Origin of the sequence: Caldisphaera sp. (genome assembly GCF_023256325.1) — an archaeon.
Taxonomy (GTDB): domain Archaea; phylum Thermoproteota; class Thermoprotei_A; order Sulfolobales; family Acidilobaceae; genus Caldisphaera.
The window spans coordinates 40,321-56,170 of the sequence record NZ_JAGDXI010000015.1; the positions used below are offsets into that span (position 1 = coordinate 40,321).

The following is a 15,850-nucleotide window of genomic DNA, read 5'->3' on the forward strand; positions in this document are numbered from 1 at the left end:
CTTACTGAGCTTTAAATTTAGCTAATTCTTTCTTCTTTGGCCTCAAATCAGTGCTTTTACATCTTCTACATTTCTTAGCTCCTAATGGATTTCGTGCCCCGCACTTTCTACATATAGATACCTCAAATACTCTTTTTTCAACTATCTTTATCAGCTCTGGATCTGTTATAGGCATTTTTATCTCCTCCTATCTTTGTTAGAGGAAGGGATTTAAATAAATTATTATTCTATACCATTTTATATATAAAGATTTATATGTTACTAACTAGAAAATATTTCTAGGTGAAAAGAGTGTCTGCAACTGCTGGTAAACTCTCTTTAGGCGAAGAAGTTTATCTTAGAGGTCTAACTGGAAGGCTTGTTGGAATATACCTCTTCAAAGGCTTCAATAAAATTGCAATACTTACATATCCTGATAGGATTTGTGAATCTATATCTTCTGCTGCGAGCGTTTCTTATTTAGATAACTATGGCTATGCGGAGAACAAAATAAAAATATTTGATTATGATAAAAATGTAAAAGAAGTTATTAAAAAAATAGTTGAATGGAACCCAGATGCAATTTATTTAGCTTTTGGCGGAGAACAAAAAATGGTTGATGTAAATAATATTACTATAGATGTTATAAAAGCATTAAAAGAAGAAGGATATAAAGGAAACATATTAATTCATGTAAGAACCTGGCTTGCTACAAAACAGCTATCAACAATTTTATCTAACAATGAACTAAGAGATTATTTAAAATCTGTATCCGGAATTAGGGTATTTACTGCAGACGCGAATTCAAGAAAGTTTGCATTCCATTTAATAACAATATCTGAAGATGGAAAGGCTAGTATTAACAAATACGCTGAGACTGATATAACGCAAGAACATGCTGATCTGCTTAAACAATCTATACCCCCTTCATAATTATTTCATAGTATTTTTCTTTTTTTCTCTCTATATAGATAGTTATTAAAAAATATTTAAAAATTTAGATAATAGATATATAGCCAGGAGATGAATAACCTATTGGCTAAAGGAATTACAACAATAAATCTAACCAGAGAGTTTAAGAACAAAGGACTAACAATTAAGGCATTAGATAATATTAATATAGAAATACCAAAGGGAGTTGTTGCATCATTAGTTGGGCCAAATGGTGCAGGAAAGACTACATTGATAAAGATCTTATCAACATTAATGCTACCAACAAGAGGAACAGCCTATATAAATGGTTATGATATAATTAAGGACGTAAAAAATGTTAGAGCATCCATAGGCTTAGCAACTGGAGGTGAAAGGACTTTTTATTTTAGATTAACAGGATATGAAAATTTAGTATTTTTTGCGTCACTTTATGGTTTATCGTTAAGAGAAGCTAAATCGAGAAGCAAAGAATTACTAGATTTAGTTGGCCTTTCAAATTTTGCCAATTATCCATACATGAAATATAGCCTAGGAATGCAAAGAAGACTTTCACTAGCAAGAGCACTAATAAATGACCCGCCAATTTTATTATTAGACGAACCAACGCTAGGCGTAGATCCTATATCAGCTAGAGAGTTTAGAAGACTTATCAAAACAATTTCATCTAAAAAGACAATTCTATTAACAAGCCATTACATGGGAGAAGTAGAGGAGTTATCTGATATAATTTTCCTTATAAAAGATGGGAAGATCATCTTAAATGGCACATCGCAAGAACTCAAGTATAAATTAGGTAAAATAGTTGAAGCAATTGTACCAGTCGATCAAGTTTCAGAAAATATATCAAGATTTGTTGTAGGAATTAGAGCAAATAGAGCATATTTAAGAGTTCCAAAAACTTTAATTAATTTAATTGATGGCAATTCAGAAATTATTGGAGAATCAGAGCCTACTTTAGAAGATGTTTACGCAGCAATTATCGGCAGTTCGCCAATAGATAAAGGAAATAGAGTTAAGCCTATGAGGATGGGAAGATGGCAAGCCTAAGTTCTTTTATTTCTAGGATTTACTCTTTCGTGTATTTAAGAGGATTTAAAATTTGGATTAGCTATAAGACTCAAGTCGTGTTAAATGTATTGAGCTGGGTTCTCCCAGTTTTTACATACTATTTTGTCGGTACCTCATTAGGTCAAAGGTTTATATCATCAATTAACACGCCAAATTATACTGCATTTGTAGTAATAGGGCTTGCCTTTCAAGGATATGTATCTTCTGTTATAACAACTATAAGCGGTAGGATGAGAAATGAGCAACTTTTTGGAACTATAGAATATTACATGCTATCTCCAACAGGTGTTTTTGGTATGTTATTTTATTCGGCTGCATGGGGATTTGTTTTAAATACTATAAATGCAATTGTAATAATTTTAGTAGGTATGGGACTAGGTGTTTCTTTCATTAATGCAAACATATTGGGAGCCTTTATTATAATTATTGAACTTTTAATTTCCACATTAGGCCTCTCAATGATGGCAGGAGGTATAGTCATGATAACAAAACAAGGCAATCCAATTTCGTTCTTCTTTTCTACTATTACTACATTATTGTCCGGTACCGTGTTTCCTGTTAGCGTTTTGCCAAAATATATTAAATTGCTAAGCTATGCAATACCGCTAACTCCGGCTCTTAATGGTTTAAGATTAGCACTTCTAGATGGGGCCTCATTATCACAATTGTCATATTACTTCATTGTTCTTCTAATATTTGATATATTATTGTTACCACTAGGAGCTTATATATACAAGATAGGTTTTGATATAGCTAGAAAAGATGGAACTTTAAGCGAGTATTAGCTATAAAAACATTGTGAATAATAAGGCTATTACTAATACTAAAGATAAAATTAATGTCATGAATCTTGTGTTTTTATCTTTAGATAAAAATGCTAAAAAACTCTTTTCTATAATTCCTGCAATTAATGAGAGTTGTATTAAAAATGCAGCATACCTTGCACTAATCTCTCCATGTAAATAAAGCAATGAAACTGAAAAAACTACGCTAGCTACATTTGCAAATGCTGATGCAAACATAGCTATAGGCAATAGATAAGATGCTACTATAGCAACAAACTTTGAAATCATCATTATAGCAAAAAACATTAATGCAAATTCTATTACTTTTCCTATAGGTAAAGGAGTTTCTGGAGGGCTTATGTTGCTTATCTCCAAATACTTATATCCAACTAAACCTATTATTAATAAAACTATGACTAAGACTAAGACTGAAGGGGCAAGATAATAAATTATTCTATTTGAATAAGTTGAAAAATATGAGAAAGCCAATACTTGTACTAAAACTAATGGTATATTAGACAATATTATATTATATGCTATTGCTTTTCCTACGTTTTTTTCCTTATTACCCAAATCTATCAGACTTATAGTTACAGTAGTGCTAGATACTAGCCCTCCTATAATAGAAAAAGCAATTAAGCCTTTTTTGTATATCTTTAAAACTAAATATTGAACAACAAATATAATTCCAATTACTACTACAATTAGCCAGAATTGGAAAGGATTAAATAATCCATACGGACCTATTCCTTTATTTGGCAGCAAAGGTAAAATAACTAATGATATGACCATTAGGTTCAATATAGCTAATAGTTCTTCTTTCTTAATTTTAGATATGGCATCTAATAGTTGAGTCTTATAAATTCCTAAAGTTGCAACAAGTACCGATATTATAACTCCCAATATGTAAAACCCCATTCCTTCTAACATGCCTGAAAAGAATACTAAAAAAATGCTTACAAACGTTGTACCTCCAGGTGACCCAGTTGCTTTTACCTTTTCAATATATATAGCCGTTGATATTGATGTTATTGTAATAATAGAACTAATCAATACAACATCTTTTGGAAACAATAAATTAAAAACTGAAAAAACATAACCAAGTAAAGAAATAAATATTGCTGTTCTTAAACCAAGAAACAATCTAGCTCCAGAAATTTTTCTATATTCATTAATAAATCCTACTATTCCTCCTACAGCTATTGCCATCAGCAAATTTGTTAAGTTTAAACTAACCATAGTTTCATCCTTTCTTCATATTAAAAGTTAAAGATCGCTTTAAAAATCTTTTTAACTTTTAACTATTGCTATTTTTTTAATATTTTATTCCCATAAAAAACATATCTTAATAAATCCAAAGTGCATAAAGAAAAGTGAGGGCCCGTAGCTCAGCCTGGTGGAGCGCTCGGCTGATAACCGAGAAGTCGGGGGTTCGAATCCCCCCGGGCCCATTAACTAAATTTTAAAATAACTTTAATTATAAATAATTTTTAACACTTTTAATCTTTAACCGCAATACAAATATATGTGGCATAATAAATGTGTGCCAACTATGCTGATCTTCCATTGCATAACGGACATGTGCCTAAATATATGCTAAAAATAATGAGAAATCTTACAGATATAATAACAAAGTTTATAATAGATGAAAGAGGTCCAGATAATTTTATTAAAGCCCTATCAGATCCTTTATGGTTTCAGGCCTTCAATAATGTGATAGGTATGGATTGGGATAGCAGTGGAAGTACTACAGTTTTATTATCTTTGCTAAAGAATATCTCGCAAATAAATGATTTGGGATTTCTAGTCTTAGGAGGCAAAGGAAAGCATATGCTTAACATTAGGGAAGAAGCCGATTATTTTTCAAAAAAATTTGATTTAGACTCTAATAACATAATAAAATTTAGTAAAGTTGCTGCTAGGGCAGATTCATCATTCTTGTTAGACGGATATGAAATTTATATTCATTCAGTAATAATATCAACTAACAACAAAAATATATTGGTCATTCAGCAAGGTATGAATAAAGAAAATCTGATGGCTAGAAGATATCATGTAGATAAATTTTCCTTAGAAGCACCTAATAGTGGAATTACGGGAATTAAAACCGAAAATATAGTTGACGTAACATCAGAAAAAAGCAGAAATGCCAGGAAGTTATTTATTGATTTATTATCAGAAGGAGGAGAAAAATTTAGAAACAATTTAATACAAGCAAATAATCTCTTAGGCAAAAAATCTTTAGATTATTTTATGGAAGAACAACAAATGAAAAGAATCGAAATAAACAAATATTATTATCCAATTATCCCCTCAAAAAAATTACTGGAAGCAGTTAATGAAATTGCAAAAAATCCCCCAATTAATGATATCGAGTTAGCATTAACACCTAAAATTGGACCACAATTGGTTAGAGCGTTATCTTTAATATCTGATGTAATATATTCTGTCCCAGTATCTCATAAAGATCCTGTTAACTTAACTTTGGATCCATTCAGTTACTCATTCGCAATTGGTGGTAAAGATGGCATTCCATATCCATTTGATGCAAAAACAGCCAAAGAAGCGATAGAATTTTTAAGAAATGCATTAGAAGAAGCAAAAATAAATAATAATGTAAGAAAAATGGCAATGCAAAGGTTGAGCAGCTTTATAAAAAGAGTTAGATTTGAATAACTTTATTATTAATTGTTTCTACTTGCAAATAAATTTTTTATTATCAATAATTATAATTATAAAGGGGTAAAAATTGCAAATAAATATAATTCATATCAGCGATATACATTGCAACAACGAAATGCTAAACAAAATAATAAAACTAAATTATGATATACTTATTTCTTCAGGAGATTTTGAATGCTTAGAAAGTGCTGAATTATTTTCAAACGCTAACAACACCTTCGCAGTATCGGGGAACATGGATGACGTTTCTATAATGAAACTTCTATCAAAAAATGGTATATTATTAGATGGAAAAATTAAAAGAATTAATAATATAACTATTGCAGGCATAGGAGGTATAGACCCAAGGACTAATATTACATCTTTAAGAAATGAGCTGACAAAATCAAATTATAAAATTGATATACTTATTTCTCATAATCCACCTTATGGAATACTAGATATGACCTATTTTAAAATAAGGGCAGGATTAAAAGAATTAAAAGAATTATCTGAATTTATAAAACCTAAGCTACACCTTTTCGGCCATATACATGAAAGTCAGGGCATTAAAGAAATAAACAAAACAACTTATATAAATCCTGGACCTTTGTATTTAGGAAGTTATGCTGAAATAATTTTAAATCAAAATGTTATTGCAAAAATTAAAAATATAGCTAATCTTTAAGAAAATTAACTACTTCTGGCATAACCTCATTAAACTCATCAATATTTTTAGTTACCTTATTGTATTTTAATCTTAATAGTTTCTTTATCTCTCCATATAAATACCTATAATCAAGCAAAAAGTAGACTCCTTTATCATCTGGAAATCTTATTGCCCTTCCTAAAGCCTGTTTTATTCTAACGTATGCAGCAACCTTATATAAGTAATATTTAGTTTTACTTAGTCCAAGCCTTTTAGATAGAATTTCTTCATGTGCTGTTAAATAGGCATCTCTTTGAGGATATGGAATTCCTATTATAGTCACCACCTTTATTTTGCTTCTTCCATTATTAGTAATTTCTATTCCTTCAGTTATCTTGCCTCCAGCAACTGCATTAATTATGAGTCCATCATTTTTCGAAGCCTGATCTATTACTTCTTCTAACGATGTATTTTTACCTTCATTTATATAATTAAATTGATCGCTTAACCCCTTACTTATTTTATCCATCAATTCATAGCTCGGATAGACAAATAGTTTTATACCTTCTAGTTTACCTATTTGGTTTAAGTAATATGAAATCCTCTTATACATGCTTTCTCCTCTAGTTTTATACAGAGTAGAGACATCTCCTGATACTATAGTTAAGCTTTTCCCTATTCTACCTTTAATGCCTAGCATTATTTCAGCATCAAAAAATACTCTTTCTTTATTAATGTTTAACATTTCACCAACAAAATCCCCTGGAGGTATAGTACCACTTATCAAAATTGCAGATTTTACTTTCTGCAATGGCTTATTAACTACTTCAGAAGGGTCAAGAGGAGTTGATATCAATCTATAAATATTATCTTCTGTTGATACAAATAAATAAGAATAATCATTTTTAAGGCTCAATAGCCATGAGAGCAAATGAGTTAAATAAACCTTTATACTATAATTTAAATTATAAAATTTTTGAAATTTTTTATCTCTTATTTCTTCCGCTACATCTGAAATTATGTCTATATAATTCAAAGACTCATTAAACTTTTCCTTTTCAACTCTTCTTACTGCATTGTCTAATTTTGGTTTCAAGTCCTTAGCTGTATTATATAGATTAGATATTATCTTTTCTATTTCTGTATTTGAATATCCGTATTCCTTAATTTCACTTAGCGATTGCTCTATATCTCTTAAAGTTATGCTTGTTTCCAATATGCTATGGGCATTCATAAGACTATGAGCTTCATCAACGACAACAACAGATTTTTCTAAATCTAAAAAATCTAAAACTCTTTCAAATATTTCATCTTTAAAGTAGTATGGATATGTTGCTATTATAAATCTAGTATCTTTTGATAACTCAGCTAATGAAAAAAATGGGCACGATTTTATTTTATTTGATATAGCATTTGCTTGTTCAATACTACTAAATGTTTCCATTTTTTCAATTACTTCCCAAATCTCCTTGTTATCTATTTCAATACTTTTTGTATAATAATTACATAAGCCCTTTATTCTTGCAAGCCTGCAGTTTTCCCAGAAATCTTCTGAAGAAATAGTATTGTCATTTTGATTTTTAAATAAGGGACAAGTTCTTTTTGCACTAAATAAAAATGAATAATCTAAATTAAACCTTTTCAACTCTCTTATTATAGAGTCTATTTCATTTACAGTTCTTACTAACCATAACACCTTTTCTGCTTTACTTTCAATGATTCCTTTTATAACTGCTGCTGTTTTACCAAAACCTGTAGGCGCATTTATTATAGCTATGCTATTCTTCTCTACAGCATCTTTTACTAAATCAGAAATTTCTTTTTGACCTGGTCTCAGTTCATCATAAGGAAAGCCCTTATTCTCCCATGTAGACAATTTTTATCATCCTCTTTCTAGGCCCATCAAGCTCTATAAATAATATCCTCTGCCATGTACCCAAAACAATTCTATTTGAATCTATAAATAATACTCTAGAGTTTCCTATGAAACTAGAAGCAAGATGAGCGTGAGCGTTGTTGTCTATTTCGTTATGATGCCAATTTCCTCCAGGCTTGAATATATCGATTATTATTTTCTTTAAATCATCAACTAAATTTGGTTCATATTCATTTATGGTTATAGCAGATGTCGTGTGTTCAACGTATAGCAATAAAATTCCTTTACTATAACTACTTTCCTTGACAATATTTTCTATTCTATCAGTTATATCTATGATTTCTATTCTATCATTGGTTTTTATTTCTACTTCTTTTACTTCAATTTTCAAAATCTTCTCCCTACTATTAATTATAGGGAAATCTATTATTTTTAGCTTCATAAATTCCTTTCTATAGCTTGTCCAGAATTAATTTTTTTATCAAAAATAAATTCTATTAAAACTAAATTTAAATATAATCTTTTTCATTATTATATAAATTAGTTAATGAATCTAATAGTTAAATTTATATATTAAAATAATGAAAAATCTATTGGTGAAATTCTTAATGGTTGAGAATAGGTCGAAGCTGATAGAGGAAATACCTTGGACTAAAACTCATACAATAACATTTGCAGCGTTTGCTGTCGGTTTATTGCTTGAGGGATACATTTTTTCACTTGCATTTATTGCCTCTTATTGGTATCAGGTTCCTCTCTATTTAGAAAAATTACTGTTTTCATGGCCATATTTATGGCTTGTTATAGGAATTTCTATCGGGGGATATATATCAGATAAAGTGGGTAGAAAAAAGACGTTTATTTATTCTATGGCCATGTATGCAATTGGAGGTATATTATTAACTTTAAGCGTTAACTATGCTTTAGTCTTAATATCTCTCGCATTATTATTAGCAGCTGCTGGATCTGAAATGAACAACATTATGACTATGGCCCACGAAATTTTCCCAAGAAAGCATAGAAGCAAAGCCATGATGATGCTAATGGACTTTGTAGCATTAGCAAGTGTAATTACAGCTGCTGTAAGTTTCATAAGCATATCTACAACAATATTTTTTGGAAGACTTATGGCAGGTACAGCTGTTTTATTGGCTCTTATCGTGTTAATTTTTCTTAGAATGAAGATGCCAGAATCGGTTAGATGGCTAGAAAAAGTTGGTAAAAAAGATGATGCTATTAAAGAAAGTCAAAAAATTTTGGTCAATGCCTCCGTAACAAATATTGATCCTAAAGATCCTAAAATTGAAGATAACAATAAATCAGATAAAAAACTTCCATTATGGTTTAAAGAAGTTATAGTAACATTAATTGCTTTTTCGAATGCAGTAGGTTACGGATTTATGGCTTATACTTTAGCACCTTTATTCTTCCCTTCTCTTTTCCCTTATATAGTCTTAATAGCTGGAGTTGCAGGCTTTGCCGCAGGTTTTCTTGGTTTAACTGGAGACAAATACAGTAGAAAAATGTTTTTAACTATATCAAGCGTCGCAGTAGCTTTACTTATGTTAATAATAGCATTAACATTAAACATTTGGAGTAAAAATTTAATAATTTTCTGGTTTTTATTGATTGCTTTTTATGCGTTCGTTCAAATAGACTATATGACTGAAGACACATTAAAAGGAGAACTTTGGCCCACAGAACATAGAGGGAAACTAACAGCATTAGCAAGAGCAGTATCTATTGGTGCATATATTCCCCTAATTTATTTAATTCCAAATCCAAGTTCTCCAAATGCTCTTTCAGAATTTCTTATGATAGCAGTAATAATATGGGGTATTGGAGCTGTTGCTGCAATTATATGGCATATTTTCGGTATAGAAACTGGCAAGGGAGTTAGCATATCTATAGCATCTGGTGAAATTTAATAATTTAGATTCTGAATTATAAAAAATTCTTTTTGCAGTATTTCAGTTTATAGGCATAGAATTACATAATAATAAAAGGGGATAAATATGAGCAAACAAGTTCAAAAAGATCTTCCTTTTAGTAAGGTGGCAGAAACTTTTGATAACATGGAAAAAATAACATCAAGAATAGCATTAACTCAACTACTTGTTAATTTAATAAAGGATTCTCCACCTGAAGTTATTGGAAAGGTAGTATATTTAATCCAAGGTAGGCTTGGTCCTGATTGGAAAGATATACCAGAACTTGGTATAGGAGAAAAACTCATAGTCCAGGCATTATCTTTAGCTTTTGGAAAATCTGAACAAGAAATTAACAAATTATATAATACCGTAGGCGATTTAGGAAAACTAGCAGAAAATTTTTCTCAAGGAAAGCAAAAGAAAGGCAGTCTTATAGCATATATTGGAGGCGAACAAAACTACTTAACGGTTAGCAGGGTTTTTGATACTTTTTTAAAAATTGCTTATTCTCAAGGAGAAGGCAGTAGGGATTTAAAGCTTAGGCTTATAGCTGGATTATTAAAGGATGCCCAACCAATTGAGGCAAGATATATTGTGAGATTCTTAGAAGGCAGATTAAGATTAGGTGTAGGTGATGCAACAATCTTAGATGCTCTTTCAATTTCTTATGGGGGTAGCAATTCATATAGAGATGTAGTGGAAAGAGCCTATAATCTAAGAGCTGATCTAGGCGAAATAGCAACAATAATTGCAAAACAAGGGATTGATTCAATTAAAGAGCTAAAGCCTGAAATAGGAACACCTATAAGACCTATGCTAGCTGAGAGATTAAGCGACCCAGAAGAAATATTGCAAAAGGTTAATGGAAAAGCCTTTGTTGAATATAAGTATGATGGAGAAAGAGGCCAATTTCATAAGGATGGAGATAAGGTAAAAATTTTTTCTAGGAGACTTGAGGATATAACTGACATGTATCCTGATGTTGTAGAAGCTATTAAAAAAAGCGTAAAGGCTAATAAAGCCATATTAGAAGGTGAAATTGTTGCTTATGATCCCGATACTGGAGAGCTAAGAACATTCCAGGAATTAATGCACAGAAGAAGAAAATATGATATACAGAAAATGGTTGAAGAGATCCCTGTTAAGACGTTTTTATTCGATGCTTTGCTTAACGAAGATGAAGACCTAACCAAAAGAGTTTTACCATATAGAAGAAAAGCTTTAGAAAGTGTTGTTGAAGAAAATGAAAAAGTCAACATAGCAAAATATATTGAGGCTAGTGATTCAAAAACCTTATGGAACTTCTTTTTAACTGCCATATCAGAAGGTGCTGAAGGTGTTATGGTAAAGGCCGTTCATGATGAAAGCATCTATAGAGCTGGAGTTAGGGGTTGGCTTTGGATAAAACTGAAGAGAGATTACAAGAGCGAAATGACGGATACTGTTGATCTGGTTGCTGTAGGAGGATTTTACGGTAGAGGAAGAAGAGGAGGAAAGATTGGCACACTACTTTTCGCAGCCTATGATCCAGATAAAGATGTTTTTAGAACAGTTTGTAAAGTAGGGAGCGGTTATACTGATGATGATCTAAACAAGATGTATGATTTGTTTAAGCCTTATATAATTGATCATAAGCATCCAAGGGTTGATTCTAGTATAGAACCAGATCTTTGGTTTGAACCAGTAAAAGTTGCGGAAATAATTGGAGCAGAACTTACGTTATCTCCATTGCATACATGCTGCTATAATAAATTAAAAGAAGGCGCTGGATTATCTATTAGATTCCCAAGATTTTTAAATTGGAGAGAAGATAAAGGTCCTGAGGATGCTACAACAGAACAGGAATTAATAGAAATGTACAATAGGCAGTTGAAGAAAATTGAAGAAAAGCAAGTTAAAGAAGGGATCCAAGAAAGCTAAACTTGAGGAACTTGTACATGAAAGAATAGAAATTTTGTACAACATATCAAGCCAGGAAACTATCAAAGGAAATATTGATTATGCTAGAGAATTAAATGAATTAATTTTTAGAATATCTTTAAAAAACAAAGTCAAAATACCTTTAAATATCAAGAGAAGTATCTGTAAAAATTGCCATGTAACATTAGTGCCTGGCATTACATCAAGCGTAAGAATTAAATCCCAAGGAAAAATGCACTACTTAACCATTAGATGTGTTAAATGCGGTTACATAAAAAGGATACCATTTAGGAAGTACATTAATAAAAACAATTCATTGCAAAACTTGAGAGCGAATTAGTATTGAGAGTTAAAAAGGGGTTTTGATTGAACTGACCTCTCCCTGCCCTAAAGGGCGAGGGTTCCCTCAGAGCGGATCATGGGTTTGTGGTTTACCGCCTTCATTTTCATCACTTCATAGCTAGTTGGTAGATTTAACACCCACATCGCTCTACTCGTTTAACGGTAGACCAATGGCTAGGTCTTCAGCCCATTACCCCTATCCCTCACCACGGAGAACCATCTACTCCTAGATTCTAGGGACTCGGGGATATGTAGAGCCCTTATCAAGCATCCCCCTATGGGGACACATTTTTCTATACTTTAAAACGTTTTAGAATTTACAATTTTTATTTTGCCCCTGGAAGGGGGAGGCTTGTCGTTTTTTGTCAAAAGATCTGATTATAGGAAAGTAAACGTCCATATAGTTTTCATAAAAATTAAGAGAGCGTGAATATAGTACACTAAAATAATCTTAAAGTTTCGAAAGCATAGGAACAAACAATAACCCTTTACTATTAAAGAAAAAAGGCTCAAGATCTCCAAGACTCTTATCTTTTAAGACAGCATATTAACAATAAAGACATTAAACTTAATAGAAACAAAATTTTATTATCAGGAGTCCTATCCCGTGCAACTAGAGTAATTCCAGTCCGGATAATTACTACCTGAAGATACTCCTGAGACATATGAATTTGGCCATTGTGAAGACAGAAACAGACCTGTAACACCTGTAAAGTTTGCCAGGCTGGACGATTGCGGTACAATAACTAGGTACCAGTTGACGTTAGTCCATATAGACTCGTATGTGAAAAGAGGAGTGGTGCGTGCTCTTGGTATATAACAAGTCAATGCATAATTAGAGAAGTCAACATTAAATGTAACAGAGTAATTTTTTATTGAATAGCTAGTAGGTGAAAAGTTAGGAAGAATTATAGTCGGAGGAGTATTATCTAAGAATTCGTTGCTAAAGGCCTTACCGGAAACACTAGAGCCTTCAAAATTAAAAACCCAAGTAATGTTGTCTATATAAACCATTGTTCCGCCTACATTAATTGTTTTCATTGGATTGGCTGAACCACCTATATACTCAGAACCAATTGGTACCGTTATTCCTACATTTACTGTTGGAAGGCTTGATCCAAGGGCTATTGATATACTATAACCAGAGATCTCTGACGTAGGTGCTGGGAACCAGCTTGTACCATATAGGTTGCCACCAGGTTCTATTATAAAGGCGTTATTGTTTCCTTTCTCATACATCTGATAGCCATAATAGTAGTCAATAGCACTAGTCTGCCGTTCTTCCCTTCCGTTATTATTATACATTGTAGGACTTTCTAAATAGCTTTCATACCCTATCACATTATTTATAACCATCGAAGAAACGCTCAAGCTCGTATATATACCATGAGGAACTTCGATACATGTGTCCCAATAAAATGTTCCATTACCATCACTATATCCTGGGATTCCATATTGTGGAAAGGTAGAACCAAACTCTGGGGCCGCCCAAAAGAATGTATAGTTTTCTTTTGTTGCAGTTGCTGTGGGACTATTACCTGATGTAAAGTTCTCATATGCCGCATAACATGGATCCAAGGGATCATTGCCTGATATTCCAGCATTACCTTGTTGTCCTAGGCCAAGTAAAAGATTTATATAGAACTCTGGGAATTGAGATAGATAAACCGGTCCTATTATAAACCCCCCAGGTCTTACCCACTTAGCAACAAAAAGTACTGCCTCTTGGGAATTTAAAGGTACAAGAGGTATGCTGAAAAAATAAGGATTTGAGTCAGGAAAGTCAATCATAGCAACTTCATTAGAAGCCTTAGCCCAAGCATAACCCAATAAAAATTCCGCAACTTTACTATATGTAGCATTTGCAAAAATTGTTACCAAGTCTCCTCTTCTTATAAGCATGCTGAGTTCATTTACAGTGAAGCTTGAAAGGTTTAATATAATGATATTGCTTGGATCACTTTTAACAATGCTTGAGTTTACATAATTCCAGTCAACTATAATGATACTATCGTTAGGTGTTTGCTGCAACTGCTGAATAGATATACTCATAACAGGAGGACTAAGACCAACGCTGCTAAAAGCATTATTAATGGATTTTAGCAACTGTTGAGATCCCACCACATATACAGGTAAGCTACTGTTAGCCGATATATTACTCACTAGTATTGTACTATTGCTTTTTCCTTGACTAACTACTTCTTGAGTAACTTTCCTATAAGAAATATTAGTAAGCACAATAATGGTAATCAGTATTATTAGAAATAAGGGCGCTAAAAACTTTACGGTCTTTACATTGGCCAAAATACTTCACCTTTCTATAATAATTTATTTCATTCCGAATTTATATATAGATAGATGAAACCAAAATACATTATGCAGTGTTTAACTTAAGTTCTCTGTTACCCATTATCTGATATGTTAAATTAAAGAAGTAATTATGCTAGACCAGTTTTCCTTTAAATGTAAAATATAACTTCCACTATAAATGAAGCCGCCGGCGGGACTTGAACCCGCGACCACTGGCTTACAAGGCCAGCGCTATCGGTTCCCACGCAGGGATCTACCGGTCTGAGCTACGGCGGCACCACAATTTCTTATATAATTAGGGTTTATAGTTTTTTTCTGTGGAGAAGAAGAGTTTAAAGTTAAAAGGTGTTAAAGTTGGGAAAATACTACGCATTGCTCTCAGGAATTCATCCGACACTTCCATTGGCTGAACTTGAGTCATTAATAGAAATAACTTCTAATGCAAAAATTGTCTACAATTTTGATGGCGTTTCCATAATGGAAGGCTCACTAGATACAAACATTGTTAATAGATCGGGGTATATTAAAGAAATTGGTTATTTAATAGATTTGTACGATATCAATAATATCGATTATTATGACATAGCAAAGAAATTAAAGGAATTCGAAATAAAAGAGGCTAGAGTTAAAGGATATAGATATAGGGGGTTATCTTTTGATGTAAACATCCCAGATTTAGAAATAAATCTTTCTAGAGCACTTGATAAAATAGGAATTAATGCAAATCCCAGATCGAATAATGTTGTTAGAATAATAATCACAGAAGGTATAATCTTAGTTGGTTTACTCATTTCAAGTCAGGATAATTCATATAAGAGCAGAATTGAAAACAGAGTTTTCAGCAGACCTGGACAAATAGATCAACAGTTATCGAGAGTTATGGTTAATTTATCAAGACTTAGTAATTCCATATTTTTAGACCCATTTTGTGGAACAGGCAGTTTAGCATTAGAGGCATGCTCATTAAATGCTTCTCATTCAATATGCATGGATTTAGATGCAAACATGGTTAATGGTTCCATAATGAATATGAAAAGCATTAAATGCTGCAAATCTTTTCTAGTTGCAAGACATGATGCCTCAAAAATGCCTTTAAAAGATGAGAGTATTGATTCCATAGCAACAGATCCTCCTTACGGTAGAGCTACATCAACAAAGAAGAGAGGATATTACAATTTAACAAAATTATTCCTAGAAGAAAGCTTAAGAATACTTAAGAGAAATTCATACTTAGTTTATGCTGGTCCTTCAAGTGAAAAACCATATATAATCGCAAAGGATTTAGGATATAAAATAGTTGGAATCCATGATATGTTTGTCCATAATGGATTAAACAGAGAAATAGTTATTATTAGAAAAGTTTAAATTCTTTAAAAAATTAATAATTTTGGTGGTA

Annotated in this window: 14 protein-coding genes, 2 tRNA genes and 1 pseudogene; 10 read left to right on the forward strand and 7 right to left on the reverse strand. The window is 31.9% G+C overall.

Features of this window, described 5'->3' with window-relative positions; genetic code table 11:
• Position 1: 1 nt before the first annotated feature.
• Positions 2-175 (reverse strand): 50S ribosomal protein L40e, encoded by a 174-nt coding sequence (locus Q0C16_RS02055; protein WP_292319381.1) that lies wholly within the window; start codon positions 173-175, stop codon positions 2-4.
• 116 nt (positions 176-291) lie between these two features.
• Here Q0C16_RS02055 and Q0C16_RS02060 point away from each other — a divergent pair, with 116 nt between their 5' ends.
• The 3 genes from Q0C16_RS02060 to Q0C16_RS02070 all read left to right on the forward strand — a co-directional run bounded on the left by Q0C16_RS02060 (position 292) and on the right by Q0C16_RS02070 (position 2,765).
• The gene (locus tag Q0C16_RS02060) at positions 292-912 is read left to right on the forward strand and encodes a hypothetical protein (protein ID WP_292319382.1); all 621 of its coding nucleotides are present in this window, start codon (positions 292-294) and stop codon (positions 910-912) included.
• Positions 913-1,002: 90 nt separating this feature from the next.
• Positions 1,003-1,959 carry an ABC transporter ATP-binding protein gene (locus Q0C16_RS02065; protein ID WP_292319383.1) on the forward strand — a complete coding sequence of 319 codons (957 nt, stop codon included), beginning with the start codon at positions 1,003-1,005 and terminating at the stop codon, positions 1,957-1,959.
• Positions 1,947-2,765 carry an ABC transporter permease gene (locus tag Q0C16_RS02070; RefSeq protein WP_292319384.1) on the forward strand — a complete coding sequence of 273 codons (819 nt, stop codon included), beginning with the start codon at positions 1,947-1,949 and terminating at the stop codon, positions 2,763-2,765. The genes Q0C16_RS02065 and Q0C16_RS02070 overlap by 13 nt, the downstream gene beginning before the upstream one ends.
• Here the strand turns inward: Q0C16_RS02070 and Q0C16_RS02075 are convergent, their stop codons facing one another.
• Positions 2,766-4,004 (reverse strand): MgtC/SapB family protein, encoded by a 1,239-nt coding sequence (locus Q0C16_RS02075; protein WP_292319385.1) that lies wholly within the window; start codon positions 4,002-4,004, stop codon positions 2,766-2,768. It abuts the gene before it with no gap.
• A 138-nt stretch (positions 4,005-4,142) separates the two neighbouring features.
• Here Q0C16_RS02075 and Q0C16_RS02080 point away from each other — a divergent pair.
• From Q0C16_RS02080 to Q0C16_RS02090, 3 genes are all read left to right on the forward strand, one after another.
• Positions 4,143-4,216 (forward strand) — tRNA-Ile (locus Q0C16_RS02080).
• A gap of 88 nt (positions 4,217-4,304) precedes the next feature.
• Positions 4,305-5,441 carry a DUF763 domain-containing protein gene (locus Q0C16_RS02085; protein WP_292319386.1) on the forward strand — a complete coding sequence of 379 codons (1,137 nt, stop codon included), beginning with the start codon at positions 4,305-4,307 and terminating at the stop codon, positions 5,439-5,441.
• A gap of 73 nt (positions 5,442-5,514) precedes the next feature.
• A complete protein-coding gene (locus Q0C16_RS02090; RefSeq protein WP_292319387.1) occupies positions 5,515-6,114 on the forward strand; it encodes a metallophosphoesterase family protein in 600 nt (199 codons plus the stop codon).
• Here the strand turns inward: Q0C16_RS02090 and Q0C16_RS02095 are convergent.
• Positions 6,104-7,951, reverse strand: coding sequence for an ATP-dependent DNA helicase (locus tag Q0C16_RS02095; protein ID WP_292319388.1), 1,848 nt, complete (start codon positions 7,949-7,951; stop codon positions 6,104-6,106). The two genes, Q0C16_RS02090 and Q0C16_RS02095, sit on opposite strands and share 11 nt — an antisense overlap.
• Positions 7,932-8,342 carry a secondary thiamine-phosphate synthase enzyme YjbQ gene (locus tag Q0C16_RS02100; RefSeq protein ID WP_292319389.1) on the reverse strand — a complete coding sequence of 137 codons (411 nt, stop codon included), beginning with the start codon at positions 8,340-8,342 and terminating at the stop codon, positions 7,932-7,934. The genes Q0C16_RS02095 and Q0C16_RS02100 overlap by 20 nt, the downstream gene beginning before the upstream one ends.
• 217 nt (positions 8,343-8,559) lie before the next feature.
• Between Q0C16_RS02100 and Q0C16_RS02105 the strand changes: the two genes are divergently transcribed.
• The 3 genes from Q0C16_RS02105 (at position 8,560) to Q0C16_RS02115 (ending at position 12,142) form a co-directional block, all read left to right on the forward strand.
• Positions 8,560-9,879, forward strand: coding sequence for an MFS transporter (locus Q0C16_RS02105; RefSeq protein WP_292319390.1), 1,320 nt, complete (start codon positions 8,560-8,562; stop codon positions 9,877-9,879).
• Between the two features lie 87 nt (positions 9,880-9,966).
• A complete protein-coding gene (locus tag Q0C16_RS02110) occupies positions 9,967-11,802 on the forward strand; it encodes an ATP-dependent DNA ligase (RefSeq protein WP_292319391.1) in 1,836 nt (611 codons plus the stop codon).
• Entirely contained in the window at positions 11,762-12,142 is a 381-nt protein-coding gene (locus Q0C16_RS02115; protein ID WP_292319392.1) for a hypothetical protein, read from the forward strand. The genes Q0C16_RS02110 and Q0C16_RS02115 overlap by 41 nt, the downstream gene beginning before the upstream one ends.
• Before the next feature lie 47 nt (positions 12,143-12,189).
• Here the strand turns inward: Q0C16_RS02115 and Q0C16_RS07970 are convergent.
• The 3 genes and pseudogenes from Q0C16_RS07970 to Q0C16_RS02125 all read right to left on the reverse strand — a co-directional run.
• Positions 12,190-12,399: pseudogene (locus Q0C16_RS07970) on the reverse strand (RNA-guided endonuclease TnpB family protein); the annotation flags it as partial.
• A 345-nt stretch (positions 12,400-12,744) separates the two neighbouring features.
• The gene (locus tag Q0C16_RS02120) at positions 12,745-14,448 is read right to left on the reverse strand and encodes a hypothetical protein (RefSeq protein ID WP_292319393.1); all 1,704 of its coding nucleotides are present in this window, start codon (positions 14,446-14,448) and stop codon (positions 12,745-12,747) included.
• 188 nt (positions 14,449-14,636) lie between these two features.
• Positions 14,637-14,730, reverse strand: a tRNA-Thr gene (locus Q0C16_RS02125).
• A gap of 78 nt (positions 14,731-14,808) precedes the next feature.
• Here Q0C16_RS02125 and Q0C16_RS02130 point away from each other — a divergent pair.
• Complete coding sequence (locus tag Q0C16_RS02130; RefSeq protein WP_292319394.1) at positions 14,809-15,819, forward strand: RsmD family RNA methyltransferase; 1,011 nt, start codon at positions 14,809-14,811, stop codon at positions 15,817-15,819.
• The last annotated feature ends 31 nt before the right edge of the window (positions 15,820-15,850 follow it).